Raw genomic sequence first — 22,303 nt, 5'->3', positions numbered from 1 at the left:
GGCCTAGCTCGCCATCTTCTTGATCACCAAGGTCGCGTTCACCCCACCGAAGCCGAACCCGTTGACCATCACGGTGGTCATGGGCATCGGCCGCGGGTTCATCCTGACCAAGTCGAGGCCCATGGCTTCTTCGTCCGGATTCATCAGATTCAAGGTTGGTGGGGCGATCCCGTCGCGTAGCGCGAAGATCGAAAACAGCGAGGCCACCGCACCCGCCGCGCCCAACAGGTGGCCGGTGGCGGACTTCGTCGCCGAGATGGCCGGTCCTCGTGTACCCGCGAAGAGGCGGCGGATCGCGGCGAGCTCCGCCCGATCGCCGACCTGGGTGGACGTCGCATGCGCGTTCAGATGGTCGACTTCAGCAGGCGACATCCCCGCAGTCCGCAGCGCGCCTTGCATGCTGCGATAGGCGCCATCGCCATCCGCAGGGCCGGACGTGATGTGATGTGCATCTGCGGTCGTCCCGTACCCGACGATCTCGGCCAGCGGAGTCGCGCCTCGTGCTCTTGCATGCTCCAGCGATTCCAGCACCAGCATCCCAGCGCCCTCCGCGAGGACGAAACCGTCGCGGTCCGCGTCGAACGGACGCGAGGCAAGAACCGGCGCTTCGTTGTAGCGGGTGCTCAACGTCTTGGCAGCGGCGAATCCTCCCAGGCTCACGCGATGAATGGCAGCTTCGCTACCGCCGCAGAACGCCACCTGCGCTTCGCCGGCTCGAATGAGGCGCCAACCTTCGCCGATGGCCTGCAGGCTTGCGGCGCATGCCGTGGCGGGTGCCCCGATGGGGCCCTTGAAGCCGTGGCGAATGGAGACATGGCCTGCGGCCAGATTGACGAGGAAGGACGGCACCGTGAAGGGCGAAAGCCGCCCCGGGCCTCGACTGTCGGTCGTTCGCACGGCTTCTGACAAGGAGCTGAAGCCGCCGACTCCTGAAGCGACGATGGTGGCTGTGTTGCATGCTTCCGCTTCGGTCCCGGGCTTCCAGCGGCTGTGCTCCGCTGCCTGGCGGGCCGCCTCCAGCGCCAGGACGATGAATCGGTCCATGCGCCGCACGTCCTTCGCATCCGCCACCCTGCCGGGATCGAATCCGCCTTGCGGGTCGGAGGCTTGCTCCGGCACCACGCCGGCGATTTTGGCAGGCAGATCGCCACACAGTTCGTCCGGCAGGCTGCGCACGCCGGAGCGGCCTTCGAGCAGGCGCTGCCACGCGAGCTCCGCACCGCAGCCTAGCGGAGATACCAGGCCCATGCCGGTCACGACGACGCGGGGCGCCGCCCCTCGGCTCGTGGAGGGATTGGCTTCTCGATCGGGGACGTGGGTTCTCATCGACGGACGGCTTTATTGATGATGTTCATCATCATAACCAAGGTACCATTCGCCCAGATCGGAGGCAACGCAATGCGGGTGAGCAAGGAACGGGTGGCGCAGCACCGCCAGGCATTGATCGAAGCGGCAGGCCGCCTGCTGCGTGAGAAGGGGTTGGGAGGCGCGGGCGTGGCGGAGATCTGCCAAGCGGCGGGTCTGACCCATGGCGCCTTCTACCGGCACTTTGCGTCCAAGGAGGCGCTGGTGCTCGAGGCTTGTGCGCAGGCTTTCGACTGGACGCCGCTGGACCTTCAGGGCACGCGATCACGCGGCTCTGGCACGAAAGCGATCGTGGCGAACTACTTGTCCGTCGAACACCGGGATGGCGCCGAGTTGGGCTGTCCGGTCGCTGCACTCGCGGTGGACGCAGCGCGCGCGGGCGGGGAAATCGCCGAAGCCTTCGCCGAAGGAATCGAGGCCTATCTTTCCAGCTTCACGCAAGCCGTGCGCAGCGAAGGCTGCACCGCGGGCACAAAACCATCTGACGCGGAGACGCAAGCACTCCACATGCTCGCGACAATGCTGGGTGGCCTGATCATCGCGCGGGCGACGGCGCAAGCCCGCCCGCAGTTGTCTCGCAAGGTGATGCGCAGCTTGCGAGAGCGGCTCGCCGGGGCTGCAGCAACGTCGCATTGAGTCGCGCGAGGTCTGTTTGGATGCTTGACGCGGCTGGCGGCGTCGCCGCAAGCACCTACTCGTCCTGGCTGCTGCAGGCCGAAGCGGCGCCGCACCGCGACGTCGCCAAGGTCGCCGACTGGTTCCGTGCCGAGGCCGGCCAGCCGCCCACCCGCCGGGACTCGTGACATTCGGCGGCTGCATGCGGCGGCGCCTGCAAGTCGCGTGACGTGAGAGCGAGGCCCGCCAAGAATGGGCTGCATCTCCCTCCTGCGTGCCGCCCATGACCTCGTCACTCCTCGCTCCGTTGACCGCACCCTTCGCCGTCCTGCGTGCCCGGGCGCGCCGCGTGGCCTGGCCTACCGGCTGCACCTGCAGACAGGCGTGCCGCAACGCGCCCAGCGGCGCCGGCTGGCTGAACTGCCCCACGCACTCACCCTGGCGCACGGCGAAGTCAGCGCGGCCTCGCTGCAGGTGCTGGCCGACCTGCGCATCGCCTGCACGGCGGGCACGGTGTGGCTCACGCGCGAGGGTGATCCGCGCGACTACGTGCTCGACGCCGGCGACCAGCATTCGGCGCGGCGTGGCGATGCGCTCGTGCTGGTCGGGATGCCGTCTGGCGGCCTGCTGATCTCGTCGTCTTCGCCCGAGGAGCTGCCATGACCCCGACTCTCCCCCGCGCCCTTGCGCCGGACATGCTCGCCACCTTTCTGGCTGCTTGCCTGGTCGCACTGCGGTCATCCGGCGTGCGCAGCGCCGCGTGAGCCGCCGCGAAGTGCCACGATGGGAATGCGAAACCTCAGGCTGCGCTGGAGGGCAGGCGACGAGCGCGCTGGAACGTGGCAATCCGACGCGACAGCTCGCTGTCGCGGCCCTGCAGGAAGGCGAGCAGCCGCTCGGGGTAGTCGGCCACCGCGGCAGCCCGCACCGAGGGCCGTGCTGCCAGCGCGCGGCGCCAGTCACGGACGCGCGGTGTGGCTTCGAACACATCGGCCTCTCCCACGGCCTCGAACGTGTCGAAGTAGCGGAACACCGGTGCGAACACTGCGTCCACGATGCTGAAGGCGTCCCCGGCGAAATAGGACCCTTCGTCCGAGATCGCCTGCTCCACCTGGGCGAAGCGCGCGCGCAGCAGCCCTCGTTTCGCTTCCAGCGCCGTTGCGTCGCGGGCGGAATAGAAGCCTGCGATGGCATCGAGCACGCTGGAGCCGACCTCCATCCAGCCGCGATGGCGCGCGCGCTCCAGCGGGTTGGAAGGATGCAGACGCGGCGGGACCACGTCGTCCAGGTACTCGCAGATCACCGCCGACTCGAAGAGCGGCTCGCCGTCCACCAGCAGCACCGGCGTCTTGCCCAGGGGGGACACGGCGGCGAACCAGTCCGGCCTGGCGGCCAGATCCACCCAGCGGCGCGAAAAGGGCACGCCCTTCTCCGCCAGCACGATGGCCGCACGCTGCACGTAGGGGCACAGGTGGTGGCTGACCAGGGTGAGTTCCATGGTCACTCCTTCAGCAGCCCCTCGGCGCGCAGTGCGGCGCGGACCTGGGGACGCGCCCGCGCCCGCTCGACCCAGGCAGCGACGTTGGGCCATGCGGACAGGCCCATGCCGACCATCGGAGCCCAGTTCACGATGGTGAAGCCGTAGGCATCGGCGACGGTGAACGACGGGCCCACCAGCCATTCGCGCCCGGCGAGTCGCGATTCCAGGTCGCCAATGCGGACCTTGAGCTTGTCCTTGACGGCATTGCGCGTGGAGTCCGCCGTCTCCTTGTGGAACAGCCACGGGCTGAAGCCCTTGTGCAGCTCACTGGAGACGAAAGTGAGCCACTGCAGCACCTCGAACCGGTCCCGGCTGCCGGTGGGCGGCATCAATCCGCTGCCCGGCGCCAGGTCGCCGACGTACTGCAGCAGAGCGGCCACTTCCGTGTGGCGGCTGCCGTCGTCCAGTTCCAGCATCGGCACGTAGCCGCGGGGATTGAGAGCGCGGTAGTCGGCTCCGTCGGCGGTGCGGCCGGCGACGGTGTCCACCTGCACCAAGTCCACGGGCAAGCCAGCTTCACGCAAGGCGATGTGCACGGCCAGCGAGCAGTAGCCTGGGGAGAGATAGAGCTTCATGGCAGTTCCTTTTTTCAGTGATCGGGGACCGGCACTGTAGGATTGCATCCGCGCAAGCGAAATAGGCGATCATGAAATCCACGATTGCACGAACGCAATACCACCTCACGGCCTCGGACCTCGAAGTGGTGCTGGCCCTGGTGCGCGGCGGCACGCTCGCCGAAGCGGCACAGCGCTGCGGCAGCAATGCATCGACTGTGTTCCGCGCGCTGCAGCGCCTGGAGCAGCGCCTCGGGCATCGCCTGTTCGAACGCACCCGCCAGGGCTACCACCCGACCGACACCGCCGCCGAGGTGGCTCGCCACGCCGAACGCATCGAGGCGGAGCTGGAGGCGGCGCGTGCCGCGGCCTCGGGTGGCAGCCCCCAGGCCTCGGGCAAGGTCCGGCTCACCACCACCGATTCCGTGCTGCGCGGGCTGGTGCTGCCATGCTTGCCGGCGCTGGCGCGCGAACACCCGTTGCTGCAGCTGGAGCTGCGCGCGAGCAACGAGCGCCTGAGCCTGAGCAAACGCGACGCCGACCTCGCCTTACGCGCCACGCCCAAGCCACCCGAGCACCTTGTCGGCCGTTGCCTCGGCACCATCCGCTTCGCCGTCTGCGGTCTGCGCGTCCGCGGCACAAGGTCGCCAGCCTTCGAGCAGGCGGACTGGATCGGGCCGGACGAAGCAATGCCGGAGCACCCTTCCGTGCGCTGGCGGCGCAGGCACCTGCCGAAGGTCGCGCCGCGCCACCTCGTCGAGGGCATCGTCGGCGTCGTGGATGCGATCAAGGCCGGCCTGGGGGTGGGCATCGTGCCGCTGTTCATGCTGGACGTGGAGCCGCAACTCAAGGTGCTCTCAGACCCGCTGGAGGGCTGCGAATCCTCGCTCTGGCTGCTGGCGCATCCTGAATCGCGCCACCTGCGGCGCATCGCCGCCGTCTACCAGCACCTGGGTGAGGCGATCCGCCTGCCCGAGGGCTGAACGCAGCAGGCCCCCTGGACGAGATCGGGACGATGTTCGCGCCCGACGGGCGCGCCGCCATCGACCGCCGGATGCTTTCGAGGAAAGCGGACGACATCGACCGCTCGATCTCCATGAGCAAGGGCCTGCGCCGTGCTCCTGGCCGCAAGCGGACGTCTGCCCAAAGCTGCGCATCACGCCGCTGCTAGCGGCGCGGCCTCTACAATCACGCAAGCGCTCCGCACACGACGAGCGGACGCGAGGAGGAACGGCCTCCCCCGCCGTGGGAAAGAAGGTCCGGGACGGCCCGGCGCACGCTCCTCCCCTCATGTCATCGACAAGCCGCCGTGTCCTCCAAGCCATCCTGTACGAGGTGATCGCCATCATCGTCGTGGGGCCCGCGCTGAGCCTTGCCTTCTCCAAGTCGCAAACATCCACCTTCGGCCTGGCTGTCGTCCTGTCCACGATCGCGCTCACGTGGAACTACGTCTTCAACTGGATCTTCGAGCGCTGGGAGTCGCGCCAGGCCGTCCGCGGCCGCTCCTTCGCGAGGCGGCTGGCGCACGGCTTGGGGTTCGAGGGGGGCCTCACGGTGATCCTGACGCCGGTCATGTCGATCTGGCTGGAGATTTCATGGAAGGCGGCGTTCGCCGCCAATCTCGGGCTGCTCGTGTTCTTCTTCGTCTACGCCATTGCCTTCACGTGGGCGTTCGACCGCGTCTTTGGTCTGCCCGCATCGGCTGCAGACGCTTCCGATGCTGATCGCTAGGTAGGAACTCGCAGACGCGGGAACGCATGTCCGCTGCGCGTCGAAAGCAGTCGTGCATCCCTCGGGAGTGCAGTTGACCCGCCCCGGGCGATATGGCGAAATCCGCGCGATGCTCGAGAAACTCCCGCAACTTGTGGCAGCTACTTCCGCCGTGGGCGCCAGCGTCGCCTTCGTGCAAGGCGATTGCATCGAAGTGGCGGTCGCGGGGACGCGGGACGCCGTGACAGGCCTGCCCGTCACCTCCGACACTGTGTTCGACGTGGCGTCCTTGACGAAGCCGCTCGTTGCTTTCGCCGCGCTGCAACTCGCGGACGAGGGTGTCCTGGACCTTCACCAGCCGCTCGCCGAATTCACGCGCTTGCTGGTGCCCGACGATCCGAGAGCGGCCAGGATCACCGCCTACCATCTCCTCTCGCATACGTGCGGCCTGCAGAACGTCCGCGGCAAGGAGCCGCTGCGCATGTTCTTTGAGCCCGGGGCGTGGTTCAGTTATTCGAGCGTAGGCTTCATGTACCTGCAACTCGCCGTCGAAGCGAAGACTGGTGAACCGCTCGAAGACACGATTCGGCGCCTCGTGTTCGGCCCGCTCGGCATGGCATCGTCCAGCCTTGAATGGCGGGATGCATTCACCGGGAACGAGGCAGCCCCGCATGACGCAGGCGTCCGCCTGGCGCCTCATCGGCCCGCAGCAGCCAACGCCTCGTACTCGCTCAAGACAACTGCCTCGGACTACGCCGCGTTTGCGCGCGCGGTGCTCCGCGGTGACCGTCTGCGCCGCACTACGTGGCAACAGTGGTTTGCGCCAGCCGTCATGGTCCCCTCGAGGGAGATCGAGCGCTTGCATGCGCCGCCCGAGATGACGGAACCAGACATCGGCTGGGCACTAGGCTGGGGCGTGGAGCCCGCCGCCGATACATTCTTTCAGTGGGGCAAGATGGCAGGAATGAGGTCGTTCGTCATGGGGAACCGCCCGCGTGGCACGGCGTTGGTCGTCCTGACGAACAGCAACACCGGACTGCGTCTCGCGACCGAACTCGTCGCAGGCATGCTGCCCGGCTCGCATCCAGCGATGCGCTGGCTGCGCGAAGGTGTCACCGAATAGCGGGCTTGGGAGCGCATTTCCGCTTCCGGCCAGAAGTGGACATTTCGCAAGTGAACTGCATCGGCCGGGACGGACGTCCCAGGCTCCATCGACCGCGCGAAGGGTAGGAGCGTCGGCGATCACGAGCCGAAGGCTATCTGGTCGCCAGCCAGGAGCACAGCGCCGAGATCCGGGGCGATATCGCCAACTACACCGACATCGTGCCGGTGGTGCAGTTGAGCGAGGTCGTCGTCGAGCAGTCGGATCGTTGAACGCACCGGACGGGTCTGACGACACCCGGGCGCCTGGTATTGGCCGGGAGCGCGACGGGCGCTATCGGCGCCCAACCGCCATGAGCACCACCGGATCGGTCCCGGCCGGCAGTCGCAGCACGCGGGCGACCGCTGCCTCGTCGAGTGCACCGATCACGACCGAGCCCAGGCCGAGCGCCACCGCGGCCAAGGCCAGGTTCTGGGCAGCGGCGCCGGCCTCGAATGCCACATAGCGCCCGCTGCGCGGGCCGTATTTGGCGGCCGTGCGGGCGGCGACAGCGGTGATCGCCACGACCAGTGGCGCTTCGGCCACCGCGCGCTGCCCCGCCGTGGCCTCGACCAGCGGCCCCCGCTCAGCGCCAAGCTGCACGGGTTCCAGCGCGTGCGCCGCCGGGATGTAGTGGTGCGCGCCCGCTGCCAAGCCGTCCATTGGCGACGTCTGGATGTAGAGCTCCAGCGGGTAGAGCGCCCCTGCCGAGGGTGCGGTCCTGAGCCCGGTTCGTCCACTCAGGCCCTGTGCCGCCCACAGCAGGCTCGAGATCTGCGCCAGTGAGGGCGCGCCGGGCGCGTAGCTGCGCACAGAGCGTCGCCGCGCGAGCGCATCCTGCACCGGCAAAGCGGGCATGGACGGCGGCGGCAAGCGCGTCCAGGCCCGCGGGAGCGCTGGCTGCGGCGTGAGCAAGCCGGCCAAACCGGCGGCGGCGGTGCCGACTGCGGCGCGCCGGCCGGGGGAGTAACTCGACCGGATCCCGGCCATGGCTGTGCCCTCCTGTGGCGCAGCATGGGCCCGCGCAGGCAGGCGCGCTTGCGCGAGATCAATGCGGAGGGCGGCCGCATGAATATCTGTGTGTTGTCTGCCCCATAGCTCGCCTATAGTGGCCATTCCGAAGCGGGATCGAAATGCACCAGTTCACGCGCATCTTCGCGGTCGGCTATGTCGCCATCGTCGTGTTGTTCGCGCTCTGCGCGCTTTCGCTGATCGCGTTTGGCGCGGTGGAACTCTGGAACGCCGTGCATCCGGGCACGTCGCTGCCCCTGACGAAGCGCTTCGATGCCATCCTCGAGTGCGTCGCGATGCTGACCATCGCCATGGCTAGCCTGGAGCTTGCCGACACCATCCTGGAGGAAGAATTCGGCCGCGAGACACGATTGAGCCATGGCGCCAGGATGGGCCGGGTGCTCTCGCGTTTCCTGCTGGTCGTCGTCATCTCGCTCGCCATCGAGTCGCTGGTGGCAACTTTCAAGTTCGTGCACGACGACCCGGCGCACCTGCTCGGAACCGCATCCATCGCCCTGGCCGCCGCGGCACTGCTCGGCGCATGGGCGCTGTTCGGAAGGTTCAGGCCATCCTCGCAGTAGCACATCGGCGCCGCGCGCAAGTCTGCCTTTTCAGCGCACGGAAGACGACACTGGCTCGAGCCTGCTGACCAGGCACGACTGGTGATCGCGGGGGGTGCGGGTCGGCGTGTGCCGCCCCCGCGTCACGTGCAGCACGACGGCCCCCATGGATGTAGTGCATCTCGTTCATGAGGCGCGACGCTCTGCAAGCGCTCCGCGCTTCCATCAAGAAGACCAAGAAGGGCCGTGAACCGTGCCGCTGCAGCAAAACTGCCTGCCGCAACCGGCGGGCGTGCTCGCCGAGCGGTGAGCCGTCGCCCCTTCTTTCGCCGAGCGGTGAGCCGTCGCCCCTTCTTCTTTCAGCTTGAGGCCAGTCAAAGCGGCGGCAGTCGTTGCTGGTCACAATCGACCGGCTCGGCGAGCATCCTTCTCAGCAGCAACAAGGAGGCGTTCATGGCCAGCATGAAGAGCCATCGGCGTCGGCGCCGCGATCCCGGGGTGCCGATGAGCCTTGCGACGGATCGACGGGCGAACCGACGCGTCGCCCCATGACCGCGCCCAGTCTCGACACGGGCACGCCGATGGCCTCCGCGCGGGCCTGGCATCGGCTCGATGCCTCCCTGGCCGCGGCGGGCCAAGCCATGGATCCAGCGGCAGGGTTGCCGGATGACGAGGCCGCCGCGCGGCTGGCGCGCCATGGCGAGAACCGGCTGGCCGACAAGCAGCCCCGGTCGAAGTGGGCGTTGTTTGTCGACCAGTTCCGCAGCCTGCTGATCCTGGTGCTGCTCGGCGCGGCTGCGCTCGCGGGCGCTATCGGAGACGTGAAGGACGTGGTGGTCCTCCTGGTCGTGGTCCTGTTCAATGCCTTGCTCGGTTTCTGGCAGGAGCATCGGGCGGAGGCCACGCTGGCGGCGCTGAAGAAGATGCTCTCGCCGGTCGCACGCGTTCGCCGCGGCGGAGTCGTCCAGCAAGTGCCGGCTGCGCAAGTGGTGCCGGGCGACCTGGTGCTGCTGGAAGCGGGAGACCGCGTGCCGGCGGACGGGCGGCTGCTCGCCAGCCATAACGTCGAGATCGACGAGGCCGCATTGACGGGTGAGTCCCACTCGGTGGCCAAGGATGCCGATCGCAGCGTGCCGGCGGAGGCGCCGCTCGCCGAGCGCGTGAACATGGCCTACATGAACACGGTTGTGACCCGCGGCCGCGCCGAGCTGCTGGTTACCGCGACCGGCATGGCAACGGAGATGGGCCGGATCTCCAGGATGCTGGTCCAAGCCGAAGCCGGCCCGACGCCATTGCAGGTTCAGCTCGACGTGCTCGGGCGCCGGTTGGCGCTGATCGCTGGGCTGGTCATCCTCCTGATACTCGCCCTCGGCTGGGCGCGCGACGAGCCGCTGGTGCAGGTCGTGCTGACCTCGGTTGCGCTGGCGGTCGCCGCGATCCCCGAAGGGCTCCCCGCCGTCGTGACCGTCACGCTGGCAATCGGTATGCACCGCATGGCCCAGCATCGCGCCATCGTCAAGAAGCTGGCCGCCGTGGAAACGCTGGGCTGCACGACAGTCATCTGCTCGGACAAGACCGGCACGCTGACGATGAACCAGATGACCGCGCGTGTGGTGGCCTGCCACGGGGGACGCTTCGCGGTGACCGGCGAGGGCTATGGAGCCTCTGGAGCGATCGCAGAGGTCAGCCCGGGGTCGCTGCCCGTGCTCGAGCGCCTGCTGCACGCCGCCGTGATGGCCAACGACAGCCGCATCCATGAGGGCCGTCTGGTTGGCGACCCGACCGAAGGCGCACTGCTGGCCCTGGCGGCGAAGGGCGGCGTTTCCGCCGATCGGGTGGCGCAGGAGCACCCCCGCATCGCCGAGATCCCGTTCGATTCGGCCCACAAGTTCCAGGCCACCTTCCACCGTGACGGCGAACATGTGCGCGTGTGCGTCAAGGGGGCCCCCGATGTGCTGCTCGCGCGCGCCACGCGCCATCTGGCCGACAACGGCGATCTGCCGATTGACGCCGCTGCCCGGTCTCACTGGGCGGCAGAAAACGACGATCTGGCGCGCCAGGCGATGCGCGTGATCGCCGTGGGCGGCAAGGACATCCCCGCGCGAGACTTCGATGCCGCGGGTGACCTGATGGCGCACATGGAAGGCCTGACGCTGTATGGCCTGGTCGGGATCATCGATCCGCCGCGGCCGGAGGCGCGCGCGGCCATTGCGCTGTGCCGCCGCGCCGGCATCGCGGTGAAGATGATCACTGGCGACCACCGCGCCACTGCGGCGGCGATAGCGCGCGATCTCGGGCTTGAAGGCGAGGCGATGGACGGGCGCGACCTGGATGCCTTGGCACCGGATGCACTTGCCGCGCGCATCACGCAAACGGCGGTGTTCGCGCGCGTCGCGCCCGAGCACAAGGTCAGCATCGTGAATGCGCTGAAAGACGCGGGGCAGGTCGTGGCCATGACGGGCGACGGCGTCAACGACGCGCCAGCCTTGAAGACGGCGGACATCGGGGTGGCGATGGGGATCACCGGCACCGAGGTGACCAAGGAAGCGGCGATGATGGTCCTGACGGATGACAACTTCGCCACCATCGTGCGCGCCGTCGAGGAGGGCCGCGCCATCTACGACAACATGGTGAAGTTCGTGCGCTTCCAGCTGTCGACCAACATGGGCGCGATCCAGGCGGTGCTCGGCGCGAGCCTGCTCGGCTGGACGACGCCGTTCACCGCGATCCAGATCCTCTGGATCAACATCATCATGGACGGGCCGCCTGCCATGAGCCTGGGCGTTGAGCCGGCCCGGGCCGGGCTCATGGATGAGCCGCCCCGCCGCACGGACGCGCAGATCCTGGCACTGCCACGTCTCTTGCGGCTGTTCGTGTACGGCCTCACGATGGCGGTCGGCACGCTGGCACTGTTCCACCATGCACGAGACGAAGGCGAGGCCTATGCACTGACTCTGGCGTTCACCGGATTCGTGCTGTTCCAGTTCTTCAACATCTTCAACGCGCGCGCCGAACACGGCTCCGCCTTCAACCGCCACTTGCTGCGCAACGGCGCGCTGTGGCTGTCGCTCGGCGCCGTGGCAGCGCTGCAGGTCGTGGTCGTGCACTGGACGCCGGCACAGGCCGTGTTCGACACAGTCGACCTGACGCTGGCCGACTGGGGACTGGCCGTGCTGGTCGCGTCCAGCGTGCTGTTGCTCGACGAAGTCTGCAAGGCCTCCGTACGGCTGCTGCGCAACTTCCAGACGCCCGCCTCGGGGCACTCCGCGGCCTGAGCGGGCATCGTGCGGTCCGGTGCCTGGGCCGTATGCGCCTGTTGGCAATCTGCAGACGACGCTCCTGAACATGAGTGCATGTGGGCATCAGCCCAGCACTGGTCGCTGCGCAAAGAACTGCCAGTGCCCCTCGGAGATCACTTCCACGACGCCATCGACCACCTTGATGGCGGTCTCATCGTCGATCGCATAGGCAGGACCTTCGATGCCGCCCGCCCACCTCTGCGCGTTGGCAAGGGTATTGCACGCCAGGTCAGGGTGATCCAGGTGCGGGAAGATCGCGAAATCGACGATCCCCAACGTACGGTCATCCCCGGTGATGGACGGCTGGATCGAAACGAAGTCGTCACCGACGCGGGGGGTCATCACCATGCTCCCAGCGCTCAGGCCGACCCAGACCGTGTCGTCCAGTGCCGGCAGCAGGTCGGCCAGCCCTGACTGTCGCATCCAATGGGCCAGGAACACGGCGTCGCCTCCGTTGACCAGCAGGGCGTCCGCCGCGCGAACCCAAGGCTCCCATCGCGCCCGACCAATGCTCGGCAGGGCCGTCAATTCCAGCATGCCCACGGATTTCCAGCCAAGCTCGACCATCGGACATCGAGGTTCGCGTCCGCTGACGAAGCGCCAGGAGTGGCTGGGGCCCATCATGGGATGCCCATGGCCGGCGGTGGGGATGCAGAGCGCGTTGCATTCGGCGATGGGCTTGCCAAGCATGCCGACCAGCGCGTCGCGGATGCTCGAATTCCGGATGCCGGCGGAAGTCAGAAGAAGTTTCATGGCGGTTTTTCGCGTTCATCAGTGCGCGGCGAGTGCGTTCCCGTCAGTGTTTCCGTGATCGGTGGCACTCAGCCTGCAAGCCCACGACGAAGCAAGATCGTCGTTCTCGACAACGGAAGACCAGGGTTAACCCTCAAAGCGCGCCTGCACCGCAATCGGCCACGCGCCGCCCGGTTAGCCGTGGATCTTCTCGCCTCGGGCCAGCATCGCCACCAGCGTTTCGATGCGCCTGGCTCGCGTCTCGGGCCGCTTCGCCGTCTGAACACGCCAGAGGACCCCATAGCGGTTGGCGGCGTTGAGCTGGGCGAAGAAGTTGCGTGCTTCGGGCACGGCGTCGAGGGCTGCCTGCAGATCAGGGGGGACCACGGCGGTCCGGGCGCCGTCGTAAGCGGTCTCCCATCGCCCGTTGGCTTTTGCCCGGTCGATCTGCGCCATTCCACTTGGCTGCATCCGACCCGATTGGATCAACGCCTCGGCCTTTTCACGGTTGGTCTTCGACCACACACTGTTCGCGCGCCTGGGCGTGAAGCGCTGGAGCCAGTGCTGTCCGTCCAGTGCCTTCTTCTGCCCATCGATCCAGCCGTAGCAAAGGGCCACTTCCACCGCCTGCGGGTAGGTGACCGTCGGCGCCTCGGTGCCAGGCTTGGCGATCAGGAGCCAGACGCCATCGGACGATGCGTGGTTCTCCCGCAGCCAGGACTCGAACGCGCGTTGCGTCGCAAATCGACAGGGATCCGCCTGTGACGGGGCTGCCTTCAGCATCGCGTCTCAGTCCGCGTAGCCCGGCATCTCCCGATCCAGCACGCGCATCATGGCGGCGAAATAGAGCGCCTCGCGCTCCGCCTGCGAGTGGCTGTTGCGAGGGTTGGGCGCCTCCACCTTCTTCACCATGGTCTCGTCCAGCAGCGCGAGCGGCCGGCCGGTGGACATGGCCAGGACCTGCGCGCGGCAAACACGCTCCAGCTTGTACAGCCGCCGGTACGCCTGTGCCACGGTGTCGCCGACCACCAGGACACCGTGGTTCTTCATGAACATGATCTGCTTGTCGCCCAGGACGGCTGCAAGGCGTTCCCCTTCGCTCAGCGAAGCGGCCAGTCCCGTGTACCCGTCGTCGTAGGCGATGTTCCGCGTGAGGAATGCGGCCGTCTGGCTGCCGGGCAGCAGGCGGTTGTCCTCCAGCATGTTCAACGCCAGCGCCCATGTCTGGTGGGTGTGCAGGATGACGTTGGCGCCGGTGATCCTGTGCAGGGGGGCGTGGATGCTCAGGGCGCTCAGCTCCAGGCTGCCGTTGCCTTCCAGCACTTCGCCCGCCTCATTGAACACGATCAGGTCACTGGCCCTCGCCTCGGACCAGTGCAGGCCGAACGGCAGGACCAGATACCGGTCCTCCTGCCCGGGCACGCGCATGGTGAAGTGGTTGTCGATGCCCTCTTCCAGGTCGTCGTAGACGGCGAGGCGGTTCGCCGCGGCCAGATGGACGCGCGCCCGCCGGATGTCGTCGTTGTCGTGATTCATCTCTGGTGCTCCTTTCGTACTCAAGAACGGATCCGGCGCCCTCACGGTCCAGACCATGGCGATCGATTCTCGGGAATGTCGACCGGCACGCCAGAGTGAAACTACCGTCAAGTCGCCGTCCAGACCCGCAACTGGACTGCCCTTCCGCCGACGAAAGCAGGCATCCGTCTCTGGCAGACTGCGTTGCGGCGCGTGCTCGGACCTGGGGACTTCGCTTCTCCGGATGCCGTGCGCCAGGACGCGGCCGCACGGAGGGCATCGTGGAGCAAAAACGGCAGGAACTCGCGTCCGCGAAGCGCAAGGCCAGCTTGCTGCTCGCGGCCGCGGCATGCATCTTCGGGATCACGATGCTGCTCCCCCCGAACCCGTGGGTGCTCGCCATCCGCGCGATCACCGAGGCGGCGATGGTGGGCGGGCTGGCGGACTGGTTCGCGGTGAGCGCACTGTTCCGGCGCATCCCCACCGGCATTCCCTTCATCACGGCGCACACGGACGTCATCCCGCGCAGCAAGGACCGCATCGCCGACAACCTGTCCGCCTTCGTCAAGGAGAAGTTCCTGGCGCCCCGGACGCTGGTCGAACTGATCCGCCAGCACGATCCCTCGCGGTATGTGGCCGACTGGCTGACCGACCCGGCCAATGCGCGGCGCCTCGGCGCCTACCTGGCACGCGCCACGGAGGGCGCGCTGCACCTGGTCGAGGACGCCCGGATCGAACAGCTGGTGCGCGACGCCGCGCGCGAGGTGTTCAAGGGCATCGACCTGACCGGCTCGCTGCGCGGCGTGCTCGAGACGCTGACCAGCGATGGCCGCCACGACCAGCTGCTGGAACAGGTGCTGGACCGCGCGCTGGGGCTCATGGACCGCCCCGAGACACGCGCGTGGATGGCCGCCCAGGTGATCGACTGGCTGACCCATGAGCATCCGCGCAAGCAGAAGCTGCTGCCCAAGCAATGGATCGCGCAGAACGTGGCGACCGCCATCGCCGACGCCGTCACTGCCCGGCTGGAGAGCATCCGGGCCAATCCGGCGCACGAGTACCGGCAACTGTTCGATGAAGCCGTCCGCGATTTCGTGCTGCGGCTGCAGTCGGACCCCGCGTTGCAGGCGCGCGGCGAGGACATCAAGCAGTACCTGCTGAACGATGGCACCTTCGGCACCTACGTCGGCAGCCTCTGGGGTTCACTCAAGACCTGGTTGGCGGAGGACCTGCGCGATCCCCACTCGGTGTTCCACCAGGGCGTTGCCGCCGGCGGCGCGTGGCTGGGCGAGCAGCTCACGCGCGACCCCCAGCTGCGCCAGGCTCTGCGCTCGCAACTCGAGGAGGCCGCCACCCGGCTCGCGCCGGAGGTCGCCGATTTCCTGACCCGCCATGTGCGCGACACGGTGCGCGCCTGGGACGGGCGCGAGATGGCCGACCAGATCGAGCTGAACATCGGCAAGGACCTGCAGGCGATCCGCGTGAACGGGACGATCGTGGGCGGCGTGATCGGCCTCGGGCTGCACCTGCTCACGTATGTGGCGGGGGGCATGTGAAGGTGTCCGCCCCGCCTGTGGGCCTCGCAACCGAGCGGGTGGCGATGCCCCGACATCGGCGTTGTCGGCTAACGCGCCCGCTGGCGGCGAAGCGCCGAGGAGGGGCTGTCGCCGAGCAGGTACCGCGCCCCGCTCCCCAGCCTAGCTGCCCGGTCGCCCGGGTTGTAGAGGGCGCAGGTGTCGAGCGACAGGCAACCGCAGCCGATGCACGAGTCGAGCCGGTCACGCAGCCTCGTGAGGGACTCGATCCTCGCGTCGAGCAACGGCTTCCAGCCCAGCGCCAGCCGGTGCCAGTCAGCGGCCGTCGGCGTGCGCGAGTCCGGCAGCGTGGCCAGTGCCGCGCGGATGTCGTCCAGGGAGAGGCCGACGGCCTGCGCCGCGCGGATGAAGGCCACCCGGCGCAACGTGCCACGCGCGTAGCGCCGGTGGTTGCCCTCGCTGCGCGTGCTCGCCAGCAGGCCGATGGCCTCGTAGTGGCGCAGGGCGCTGGCGGCGACACCGCTGCGCTGCGCGAGCTCGCTGATCGTGAGGTGGTCGTCCGCCTGCATGAAATCCCTTGACTTCAAGTGCACTTGAAGTTCGAAGCTTAGCGCCATCCGATCCCTGGAGATGCCGATGGCGACCTCGACCCTGTTCCACCTCATTGACGACAACCTCCGCCGCGCCCCCGAGTACCGCGATGGGTTGACCAACCACCTGCCGATGGCGCTGCATGCGCTGCACGAGCTGGGCGCCGACGACGTCCAGCTGCGCCGCTTCTCGGCCGCCTATGTCGAACGCACCCGCCTGGCCAGCGCGGCCGCCAGCGTCGAGGCGCCCGTCGCTGGAGAGCCCCGCCTCGGCGACTTCAGCGCCTTCACGGCGTGGCACGGGCACTTCACCGCGCGCATCGCGATCGCCGGAACCCGCGGCGCGCTGGTGGAGGCGCTGCCGTCCTTGTGGCCCGGCGTCGCTGCAGCGGCCTTCCACGGCCCCATCCGGGTCGCGCATGCCTGGGAGCTGGGTCATCCGGGCGAGCTGGCCGCCGCCCTGGCGTACTGGGCCGCGCGCTGGCAGCCGGTGGACGCCGGCATGGCGGCGGAGCCGGACCTGGACCTCGACGACTGGCTGGCCGAGGCCGAAGCTTTGGCGCGCTCCTGGCGGTCCGGGCGGCATTTCATCTCGCAGCGGATGGACGAGGCCGCCGGCACCACCGCCTTCCGTCGACTCGCTCCCCGCCTGCGGTCATCCGGCGATGCGCTCGCGCGGGCCGCACAGTGGGCCGCGGCCCTCTACGCGGACACCGGGAACTTCACCGTCCTGCACGTCGTCACCGCATCGCGGGCACTGCTTCGCCTCGCGGGTTTGTCGGCGCCTCCGCCACAGGTCTGGCACGCGCTGGCTGCGGCGATCGTCGCCAGTGGCGTCGGCCCACGCGAGCCGATGCGGGCGGCGGCCGGTTCATGGGGCGAGGTGGCGGCCGCGGCCCGCTCGTCGCTGGACGACCACGTCATCAAGCTCGTGCACGCGTGCACGCAGCTCTCCGGCTCGCCGACCGAGGACGCGTTCCTGGCCGCCGCACGCCGGGCCGTGGCGGCGGTCTAGGGTCCGCAGGCCAACGCGAGGCGGCCGCCGGCGGCCCGCATTCAGGCTCGCCGCACGCGTCCCGCAGCAGCGCCGCGCGCGGCATCGTTGGGGACGATGAGCCTGGCCTGGATCGCCAGCCCCAGATTGCGCAGCGGCACGAACACGGCCGGCACCGGTGGCACGGTCGCCCGGGCGACCGCAATCGGTCGACGCGCCGCCAGGCGGCGAGCCAGGGGGCGGGCGGCCGGCCGACTCACCATCGCCTTCGCCTGCAGGGTTGAGCCCGAGGCCCTTCGGCCTGCCTGGCTCCTCACGCGAGCATTCGCTGCGACCCGCACCGCCCGCAGCGGCCGCCGAGCCTCGGTCGAGGGTCGAGGTGGGTCCGCCTGCGCCTTCACCCGCTCAACCGCCGGCGCGACCTCGATGCGGTCGCGCTGCGCAGCCAGTGGAGCGACGAGCGCAGGAAGATCCACGGTGGGCTGGGCGGGCTGAACCGTCCCCGAGGGCGGCGCGATGAGCCGGTCCAGCGCCACGACAGGAGGCGCGGGCATCGCGCTCGACCGAGCCACGTCGTGCCGGGCGACGTCGCTCTCACGCCAGGACGCCACGACGCAGGCCAGCAGAACCAGCACGCTGGTGACGACGCGCGGAGCGATGGGAGGTTCCATGCGCCGATCTTGTGACTGACAGGGGAGGCGATCGGCGTCGGCAACGAGCCTCATGTGCTGTAGGCGGGAGGTCGCACCCGCAAGCCGGCACGGGCCCGGCGCCGCCGGCGAAGCCGTTGCTACGGATCCGATGCCCGCTCGCCAGGGCCGTGCAGGACGCCCGCCAGCTCGGTGGCACGCGCTCGCAGCCTGTGCACCGCGCCGAAGAGCCTGTCGATCGATTGCTGGATCCGCAGCCTGGCTTCGCGGGTGCGGATGTGCGTGGAGCGCCAGAGCGCCAGGATGAGGTTGTCGTGCGCTCCCAGGATGGAACTGGTGTGCTCCGACAGCTCGGGATCGCGGCCCAGCAAGGCGCGGACCGACGCTGCCGCCCGGCTCGCCTGCGTGTACAGCGCGTTGTCGAACCAGCGTTCGACCATCCGCAGGCAGACCTGCAGGTAATCCAGCAGCACCCGCTCCAGGTGGGGGAGAGACCAGTCGTTGGACGCTTCTTCGTGTGCCATGCGCCCAGCCTACGCACAGGCGGACGGGACACACCTCGGCAGGAGGTGTTTGTGCCGCCCAGCGTGCATTGTTCGCACGCCGCGGCCATCGCCCTCACACCACCATCGGCCGCGCGGCCCCGTCCATCGACACGATCGCGCCCGTGACATAACTGGCGCACGGCGAGGCCAGGAACACCACGACGTTCGCGATCTCCTCCGGCTGCGCCAGCCGCCCGAGCGGCACCTCGCTGGTGGCCCGGGCCAGCGCTTCGTCGACGGTGATCCGGCCCAGCCGGGCCGCCACCTCCAGGCCGGACTGCAGGCGGCCGGTGAGCGTCGCGCCCGGGTTGACCGCGTTCACGCGCACGCCACGCGGACCATAGGCGACGGCCAGGCCCGCGCTCACCAGCATCAGCGCCGCGTTGGCGGCGCCACCCGGCAGGTGGTAGGGGCTGGGCGACTTGCCGCCCGCGCCGATCACGTTGACGATGGCGCCGGCGCCGCGCGCACCCATGCGCTTGACCACCAGGTCGATCATGTGCACGTAGGTGAAGAACTTCGCGTCCATGGCGTCGTGCCAGGCGGGCGCGCCGAGTTCCTCGGGCACGGTGCGCTGGGCCGCGCCCGCGGAATTGACCAGGACGTCCACCGGCCCGTGGGACCGCTCGGCCTCGGCGAGCGCGCGCTCGGCATCGGCCGGCAGCCGCAGGTCGGCGGCGATCGCCGCCACCGGCACGACCGCGTCGCTGGCTTGCCGCGCCAGATGGTCCACCGCGGCGGCCAGGTTGGCGGCGCTGCGCGACACCAGGCTGACCTTGGCGCCTTCGGCCAGGAAGCCCTGCGCGCAGGCCAGGCCGATGCCCTTGCTGCCGCCCGTCACGAGCACATGCTTGCCGGCAAGCTGCAGATCCATGGCGGCCTCCCGATGCGTCAGTCGAGCTTGATGCCGGCGGCCTTGACCACCTGGCCGTAGCGCGCCAGGTCGCGGGCCATCTCGTCGCGGAACTGCGCGGCGCTGCCCGGCGTGGCCTCGATGCCCAGGGTGCGCAGCTTCTCGCGCGCCTCGGGGTCGTTGAGCACGGCGTTGAGTTCGCCGTTCAGGCGCGTGGCGATGGCGGGCGGCAGGCCCGCCGGTGCCAGCAGGCCGACCCAGGAGTCGACGACGAAGTCCGGCACGCCGGCCTCGACGAAGGTGGGCACGTCGGGCAGCGCCGGCGACCGGCGCGCGCTGGACACCGCGATGGCACGCACCTTGCCGCTCTTGACGAAGCCGTGCGCGCCCGCGACCGCGGTGTAGACCAGCGGGATGTTGCCGCCGATCACGTCGGTCAGGGCCTGGCCGCCGCCCTTGTAGGGCACGTGGGTCAGGTTGGCGTTGGTGCGCAGCTTGAGCAGTTCCCCCGCGATGTGCGGCGTGCCACCGGTGCCGGAGGTGCCGAACGACAGCCCGCCCGGCGTGCTCTTGGACACGCTGATGAGATCGGAGACGGTCTTGATCGGCGCGCCCGGGTGGGCCACCAGGATCAGCGTGGCATTGCCGATCTTGCCGATCGGCGTGAAGTCCTTGAGCGTGTCGAACGGCAGCTTGGCGAAGACATGGGGGTTGATCACCATGGTGCCGTCGAAGCCCAGCGCCAGGGTGTAGCCGTCGGGCGCCGCATCCTTGACCAGCGCCATGCCGATGTTGCCGGACGCGCCCGGCTTGTTGTCGACCACGACCTGCTGGCCGAGCCGGCGGCCGAGGAACTCGGCGACCACGCGCGCGCTGGTGTCGGTGACGCCGCCCGGCGTGAACGGCACCACCAGCCGGATCGGCTTGGCGGGCCAGGCGTCCTGCGCGGCGGCCGGCCGGCTGGCGGCGCCGAGGCCGAGCGCGGCCGCGGCCAGGGCGGTGGCGGCCAGCCAGCGGCGGCGGCCCGTGACGGCGGAACTGTGGGTGTTGGGTTGCATGCTTGTCTCCTTGTCGTTGGTGATGTCTCGAAGCCCGGCCACCGCGGTGTCAGGGCAGTTCCGCGTGACGGCGGTCGAAGGCCCAGACCTCCTCGAACCCCATCAGCTGCGTCAGGTCGCCGAACGGCATCAGCGGCGCGGCCAGTCCGGCCGACGAGCCCTGCTGGCGGATATGGGAATAGGTGGCTCGCATGGCCTGCGTGGCGGCCAGCAGCGCGGTGACCGGGAAGATCGCGATGCGGTAGCCGATCGCCTCGAGATCCGCCTGGGACAGCACCGGCGTGCGGCCGCCCTCGACCATGTTGGCCACCAGCGGCAGGTGGGTGCTGCGCCCGATGCGCCGCATCTCCTCCTCGGACTCGGGCGACTCGACGAACAGGATGTCGGCGCCGGCCTCGGCGTAGGCGTCGGCCCGCCGCAGTGCCTCGTCCAGGCCGAGCGCGGTGCGCGCGTCGGTGCGGGCGATGATGAGGAAGTCCCGGCTCGAGCGGGCCTCGCAGGCGACCCGGATCTTGCGCACCATGTCCGCCATCGGCACCACGCGCCGGCCCGGCGTGTGGCCGCATTTCTTCGGGAACTCCTGGTCTTCCAGCTGGATGGCCGCCGCGCCGGCGGCCTCGTAGCCGCGCACCGTGTGGGCCACGTTCAGCAGGCCGCCGTAGCCGGTGTCGCCGTCGGCGATCAGCGGGGCGCGCGCCATCGAGGCCATCGTGCGCACGCGCTGGACCATGTCGGTGAAGGTGGCGATGCCGGCGTCGGGCAACCCCAGGTGGCTGGCCACGGTGCCGAAGCCCGTCATGTAGAGCGCGTCGAAGCCGAAGGTATCGGCCAGGCGCAGCGAGACCATGTCGTACACGCCCGGCGCGACGACCAGGCCGGGCTGGCGAAGGCGCTGGGCCAGGGACAGGGGAGAGGGAGTGGGAGCGGACATGGGAATGGATGGCATGGGTTGGACAGGGGTCGCGGCGGACAGGGAGCGTGTCTCAGGCGCGCGCCGCGCACGCAGGCACATTCTGCAGGTGGTCGGTGCCTCAGCCTGCCGGCTGTTCCAGCCAGGCCCGGGCCGCGGCATGGTCGCCGAACACCTGCGTCTGCAGCCCGATGTGGTTGGCGACGAGTTCCGGATCCTGCAGGCGCCAGGGCGTGTAGGCCACGACAGCGATCCGGACGTCCTTCAGGCGCACCGCCGCATGGCGGGCCAGCTCGATCCGCTCGTGGTCCGTGAGTCCGTACGGAATGCTGGCCAGGTCGATGAGGACGCTGCGCACGCCCTCGCGCTCCACGACATCGGCGATCAACCCGACGCCGGCCTGGTAGTCCTTCAGGCTGGGTCGCCCGGTGCACACGACGAGCAGGTAGTCGTCACGCGAGATCGCTATGTTGAACATCAAGATTCAGCTGGGCAGTGAACGCCCCGCGGCGAGTCTAGCCGGTCGGGTGTCGTCGATGCATGGGCGCGTCCGGTCCATGGTTGGCGGCTTCCCGCCCCCCCGCTTGTCATGCCGGGCTCGACCCGGCATCCAGCGACGGCGGCCGGCCCGACCACCGGACTGGATCGCGGGTCGAGCCCGCAACGACAAGGAAGTCCTTGCTCCACCCAGGCCCGGCTCAGAACGACAGCAGCACCTGCACGAGATCACGCCCCGTCCTCACGATCGTGGCGGAGGCCGATCCGTCGATGGCCTCGAGGTCGACCTTGCAGCGCTCGTCGGGGTTCCTGGCGTCCTTGTGGACGCTCATGACCTTGTACAGGCGCTCGTCGCTGGCGAGTTGAACGACGTCGCCGATCGCAAGGCGGTGGATGGCGCGCAATTGCATTTCGCGTTTCATTGGATCTGCACCCCCGTCGGTCAGGCGAGCCGGCCGCGCTCCATGCCGCCAGGCGATGACGGCGACGGGTGCGGCGCCCGAAGTTGTTCCATTTTCTGGAACCATCGGTGAGCCGCGGTGTTTCCGCTCGTCACGAAAGTAAGTTCGTGGCGCCGGCGCCGCACCGTGCAGGCCGGGCGCGACATCCGTCACGTTGCGCCGGGGCA

At 69.1% G+C, this 22,303-nt stretch carries 25 protein-coding genes; 10 read left to right on the top strand and 15 right to left on the bottom strand.

Going from position 1 to position 22,303, the window contains the following annotated elements:
• Window positions 1-3: 3 nt before the first annotated feature.
• Window positions 4-1,326 (bottom strand): beta-ketoacyl-ACP synthase II, encoded by a 1,323-nt coding sequence (gene fabF / locus AC3ANR_RS05930; RefSeq protein ID WP_488290953.1) that lies wholly within the window; start codon window positions 1,324-1,326, stop codon window positions 4-6.
• Between the two features lie 18 nt (window positions 1,327-1,344).
• Here fabF and AC3ANR_RS05925 point away from each other — a divergent pair, with 18 nt between their 5' ends.
• The 3 genes from AC3ANR_RS05925 to AC3ANR_RS05915 all read left to right on the top strand — a co-directional run bounded on the left by AC3ANR_RS05925 (window position 1,345) and on the right by AC3ANR_RS05915 (window position 2,643).
• Window positions 1,345-2,001, top strand: coding sequence for a TetR/AcrR family transcriptional regulator (locus tag AC3ANR_RS05925; protein WP_488290952.1), 657 nt, complete (start codon window positions 1,345-1,347; stop codon window positions 1,999-2,001).
• 20 nt (window positions 2,002-2,021) lie between these two features.
• Window positions 2,022-2,168, top strand: coding sequence for a hypothetical protein (locus AC3ANR_RS05920; RefSeq protein ID WP_488290951.1), 147 nt, complete (start codon window positions 2,022-2,024; stop codon window positions 2,166-2,168).
• A gap of 196 nt (window positions 2,169-2,364) precedes the next feature.
• Complete coding sequence (locus tag AC3ANR_RS05915; protein ID WP_488290950.1) at window positions 2,365-2,643, top strand: DUF2917 domain-containing protein; 279 nt, start codon at window positions 2,365-2,367, stop codon at window positions 2,641-2,643.
• 136 nt (window positions 2,644-2,779) lie between these two features.
• Here AC3ANR_RS05915 and AC3ANR_RS05910 read toward each other — a convergent pair whose 3' ends face one another.
• Window positions 2,780-3,478, bottom strand: a complete 699-nt coding sequence (locus tag AC3ANR_RS05910; protein ID WP_488290949.1) for a glutathione S-transferase family protein — start codon at window positions 3,476-3,478, stop codon at window positions 2,780-2,782.
• A 2-nt stretch (window positions 3,479-3,480) separates the two neighbouring features.
• On the bottom strand, window positions 3,481-4,095 hold the full coding sequence (gene gstA, locus AC3ANR_RS05905) for a glutathione transferase GstA (RefSeq protein ID WP_488290948.1): 615 nt from the start codon (window positions 4,093-4,095) through the stop codon (window positions 3,481-3,483).
• Between the two features lie 71 nt (window positions 4,096-4,166).
• Between gstA and AC3ANR_RS05900 the strand changes: the two genes are divergently transcribed.
• From AC3ANR_RS05900 to AC3ANR_RS05890, 3 genes are all read left to right on the top strand, one after another.
• The gene (locus tag AC3ANR_RS05900) at window positions 4,167-5,057 is read left to right on the top strand and encodes a LysR family transcriptional regulator (RefSeq protein WP_488290947.1); all 891 of its coding nucleotides are present in this window, start codon (window positions 4,167-4,169) and stop codon (window positions 5,055-5,057) included.
• A gap of 352 nt (window positions 5,058-5,409) precedes the next feature.
• Window positions 5,410-5,805, top strand: a complete 396-nt coding sequence (locus tag AC3ANR_RS05895) for a PACE efflux transporter (RefSeq protein WP_488290946.1) — start codon at window positions 5,410-5,412, stop codon at window positions 5,803-5,805.
• A 109-nt stretch (window positions 5,806-5,914) separates the two neighbouring features.
• A complete protein-coding gene (locus tag AC3ANR_RS05890) occupies window positions 5,915-6,907 on the top strand; it encodes a serine hydrolase domain-containing protein (RefSeq protein ID WP_488290945.1) in 993 nt (330 codons plus the stop codon).
• A gap of 312 nt (window positions 6,908-7,219) precedes the next feature.
• Here AC3ANR_RS05890 and AC3ANR_RS05885 read toward each other — a convergent pair whose 3' ends face one another.
• On the bottom strand, window positions 7,220-7,915 hold the full coding sequence (locus AC3ANR_RS05885) for a SagB/ThcOx family dehydrogenase (RefSeq protein WP_488290944.1): 696 nt from the start codon (window positions 7,913-7,915) through the stop codon (window positions 7,220-7,222).
• 143 nt (window positions 7,916-8,058) lie between these two features.
• Between AC3ANR_RS05885 and AC3ANR_RS05880 the strand changes: the two genes are divergently transcribed.
• Together AC3ANR_RS05880 and AC3ANR_RS05875 are read left to right on the top strand one after the other, a co-directional pair.
• Window positions 8,059-8,517 (top strand): hypothetical protein, encoded by a 459-nt coding sequence (locus AC3ANR_RS05880; RefSeq protein ID WP_488290943.1) that lies wholly within the window; start codon window positions 8,059-8,061, stop codon window positions 8,515-8,517.
• Between the two features lie 527 nt (window positions 8,518-9,044).
• On the top strand, window positions 9,045-11,771 hold the full coding sequence (locus AC3ANR_RS05875) for a cation-translocating P-type ATPase (protein WP_488290942.1): 2,727 nt from the start codon (window positions 9,045-9,047) through the stop codon (window positions 11,769-11,771).
• Between the two features lie 87 nt (window positions 11,772-11,858).
• On the opposite strand, the gene AC3ANR_RS05870 is transcribed toward AC3ANR_RS05875, so the two are convergent.
• From AC3ANR_RS05870 to AC3ANR_RS05860, 3 genes are all read right to left on the bottom strand, one after another.
• Entirely contained in the window at window positions 11,859-12,548 is a 690-nt protein-coding gene (locus AC3ANR_RS05870; RefSeq protein WP_488290941.1) for a Type 1 glutamine amidotransferase-like domain-containing protein, read from the bottom strand.
• A gap of 174 nt (window positions 12,549-12,722) precedes the next feature.
• On the bottom strand, window positions 12,723-13,310 hold the full coding sequence (locus tag AC3ANR_RS05865) for a YdeI/OmpD-associated family protein (RefSeq protein WP_488290940.1): 588 nt from the start codon (window positions 13,308-13,310) through the stop codon (window positions 12,723-12,725).
• 6 nt (window positions 13,311-13,316) lie between these two features.
• Window positions 13,317-14,063: a class II aldolase/adducin family protein gene (locus AC3ANR_RS05860; protein WP_488290939.1), complete on the bottom strand. Its 747-nt coding sequence runs from the start codon at window positions 14,061-14,063 to the stop codon at window positions 13,317-13,319.
• A gap of 347 nt (window positions 14,064-14,410) precedes the next feature.
• Between AC3ANR_RS05860 and AC3ANR_RS05855 the strand changes: the two genes are divergently transcribed.
• The gene (locus tag AC3ANR_RS05855; protein ID WP_488290938.1) at window positions 14,411-15,598 is read left to right on the top strand and encodes a DUF445 domain-containing protein; all 1,188 of its coding nucleotides are present in this window, start codon (window positions 14,411-14,413) and stop codon (window positions 15,596-15,598) included.
• A gap of 68 nt (window positions 15,599-15,666) precedes the next feature.
• On the opposite strand, the gene soxR is transcribed toward AC3ANR_RS05855, so the two are convergent.
• Complete coding sequence (gene soxR / locus AC3ANR_RS05850; protein WP_488290937.1) at window positions 15,667-16,146, bottom strand: redox-sensitive transcriptional activator SoxR; 480 nt, start codon at window positions 16,144-16,146, stop codon at window positions 15,667-15,669.
• Window positions 16,147-16,207: 61 nt separating this feature from the next.
• On the opposite strand from soxR, the gene AC3ANR_RS05845 reads away from it, so the two are divergent.
• Window positions 16,208-17,182 carry a questin oxidase family protein gene (locus AC3ANR_RS05845; protein WP_488290936.1) on the top strand — a complete coding sequence of 325 codons (975 nt, stop codon included), beginning with the start codon at window positions 16,208-16,210 and terminating at the stop codon, window positions 17,180-17,182.
• Window positions 17,183-17,223: 41 nt separating this feature from the next.
• Here the strand turns inward: AC3ANR_RS05845 and AC3ANR_RS05840 are convergent, their stop codons facing one another.
• The 7 genes from AC3ANR_RS05840 to AC3ANR_RS05810 form a co-directional block, all read right to left on the bottom strand.
• Window positions 17,224-17,832 (bottom strand): hypothetical protein, encoded by a 609-nt coding sequence (locus AC3ANR_RS05840; RefSeq protein ID WP_488290935.1) that lies wholly within the window; start codon window positions 17,830-17,832, stop codon window positions 17,224-17,226.
• 119 nt (window positions 17,833-17,951) lie between these two features.
• Window positions 17,952-18,335, bottom strand: coding sequence for a hypothetical protein (locus tag AC3ANR_RS05835; RefSeq protein WP_488290934.1), 384 nt, complete (start codon window positions 18,333-18,335; stop codon window positions 17,952-17,954).
• Window positions 18,336-18,429: 94 nt separating this feature from the next.
• Window positions 18,430-19,230 carry an SDR family oxidoreductase gene (locus tag AC3ANR_RS05830; RefSeq protein WP_488290933.1) on the bottom strand — a complete coding sequence of 267 codons (801 nt, stop codon included), beginning with the start codon at window positions 19,228-19,230 and terminating at the stop codon, window positions 18,430-18,432.
• Between the two features lie 17 nt (window positions 19,231-19,247).
• Window positions 19,248-20,267 (bottom strand): Bug family tripartite tricarboxylate transporter substrate binding protein, encoded by a 1,020-nt coding sequence (locus AC3ANR_RS05825; protein ID WP_488290932.1) that lies wholly within the window; start codon window positions 20,265-20,267, stop codon window positions 19,248-19,250.
• A gap of 49 nt (window positions 20,268-20,316) precedes the next feature.
• On the bottom strand, window positions 20,317-21,198 hold the full coding sequence (locus AC3ANR_RS05820) for an isocitrate lyase/PEP mutase family protein (protein WP_488290931.1): 882 nt from the start codon (window positions 21,196-21,198) through the stop codon (window positions 20,317-20,319).
• Window positions 21,199-21,298: 100 nt separating this feature from the next.
• Entirely contained in the window at window positions 21,299-21,655 is a 357-nt protein-coding gene (locus tag AC3ANR_RS05815) for a SpoIIAA family protein (protein ID WP_488290930.1), read from the bottom strand.
• Window positions 21,656-21,875: 220 nt separating this feature from the next.
• Entirely contained in the window at window positions 21,876-22,085 is a 210-nt protein-coding gene (locus tag AC3ANR_RS05810; protein ID WP_488290929.1) for a hypothetical protein, read from the bottom strand.
• Window positions 22,086-22,303 lie beyond the last annotated feature (218 nt).

Source organism: Ramlibacter sp. JJN2-2R, assembly GCF_057747835.1.
Note: the sequence above shows the minus strand (reverse complement) of the source record. Positions and strands in the feature narration are given on the sequence as shown.

Bases quoted from the DNA above. Each gene is read 5' to 3' on its own strand.
- AC3ANR_RS05900 (WP_488290947.1), top strand. From the start codon at position 4,167: ATGAAATCCACGATTGCACGAACGCAATACCACCTCACGGCCTCGGAC.
- AC3ANR_RS05870 (WP_488290941.1), bottom strand. From the start codon at position 12,548: ATGAAACTTCTTCTGACTTCCGCCGGCATCCGGAATTCGAGCATCCGC.
- AC3ANR_RS05830 (WP_488290933.1), bottom strand. From the start codon at position 19,230: ATGGATCTGCAGCTTGCCGGCAAGCATGTGCTCGTGACGGGCGGCAGC.
- AC3ANR_RS05815 (WP_488290930.1), bottom strand. From the start codon at position 21,655: ATGTTCAACATAGCGATCTCGCGTGACGACTACCTGCTCGTCGTGTGC.
- AC3ANR_RS05885 (WP_488290944.1), bottom strand. From the start codon at position 7,915: ATGGCCGGGATCCGGTCGAGTTACTCCCCCGGCCGGCGCGCCGCAGTC.
- AC3ANR_RS05845 (WP_488290936.1), top strand. From the start codon at position 16,208: ATGCCGATGGCGACCTCGACCCTGTTCCACCTCATTGACGACAACCTC.
- AC3ANR_RS05825 (WP_488290932.1), bottom strand. From the start codon at position 20,267: ATGCAACCCAACACCCACAGTTCCGCCGTCACGGGCCGCCGCCGCTGG.
- gstA (WP_488290948.1), bottom strand. From the start codon at position 4,095: ATGAAGCTCTATCTCTCCCCAGGCTACTGCTCGCTGGCCGTGCACATC.
- AC3ANR_RS05820 (WP_488290931.1), bottom strand. From the start codon at position 21,198: ATGTCCGCTCCCACTCCCTCTCCCCTGTCCCTGGCCCAGCGCCTTCGC.
- AC3ANR_RS05810 (WP_488290929.1), bottom strand. From the start codon at position 22,085: ATGCAATTGCGCGCCATCCACCGCCTTGCGATCGGCGACGTCGTTCAA.
- fabF (WP_488290953.1), bottom strand. From the start codon at position 1,326: ATGAGAACCCACGTCCCCGATCGAGAAGCCAATCCCTCCACGAGCCGA.
- AC3ANR_RS05840 (WP_488290935.1), bottom strand. From the start codon at position 17,832: ATGGAACCTCCCATCGCTCCGCGCGTCGTCACCAGCGTGCTGGTTCTG.
- AC3ANR_RS05855 (WP_488290938.1), top strand. From the start codon at position 14,411: ATGCTGCTCCCCCCGAACCCGTGGGTGCTCGCCATCCGCGCGATCACC.
- AC3ANR_RS05875 (WP_488290942.1), top strand. From the start codon at position 9,045: ATGACCGCGCCCAGTCTCGACACGGGCACGCCGATGGCCTCCGCGCGG.
- AC3ANR_RS05865 (WP_488290940.1), bottom strand. From the start codon at position 13,310: ATGCTGAAGGCAGCCCCGTCACAGGCGGATCCCTGTCGATTTGCGACG.
- AC3ANR_RS05835 (WP_488290934.1), bottom strand. From the start codon at position 18,335: ATGGCACACGAAGAAGCGTCCAACGACTGGTCTCTCCCCCACCTGGAG.
- AC3ANR_RS05920 (WP_488290951.1), top strand. From the start codon at position 2,022: ATGCTTGACGCGGCTGGCGGCGTCGCCGCAAGCACCTACTCGTCCTGG.
- AC3ANR_RS05860 (WP_488290939.1), bottom strand. From the start codon at position 14,063: ATGAATCACGACAACGACGACATCCGGCGGGCGCGCGTCCATCTGGCC.
- AC3ANR_RS05890 (WP_488290945.1), top strand. From the start codon at position 5,915: ATGCTCGAGAAACTCCCGCAACTTGTGGCAGCTACTTCCGCCGTGGGC.
- soxR (WP_488290937.1), bottom strand. From the start codon at position 16,146: ATGCAGGCGGACGACCACCTCACGATCAGCGAGCTCGCGCAGCGCAGC.
- AC3ANR_RS05925 (WP_488290952.1), top strand. From the start codon at position 1,345: ATGATGTTCATCATCATAACCAAGGTACCATTCGCCCAGATCGGAGGC.
- AC3ANR_RS05910 (WP_488290949.1), bottom strand. From the start codon at position 3,478: ATGGAACTCACCCTGGTCAGCCACCACCTGTGCCCCTACGTGCAGCGT.
- AC3ANR_RS05880 (WP_488290943.1), top strand. From the start codon at position 8,059: ATGCACCAGTTCACGCGCATCTTCGCGGTCGGCTATGTCGCCATCGTC.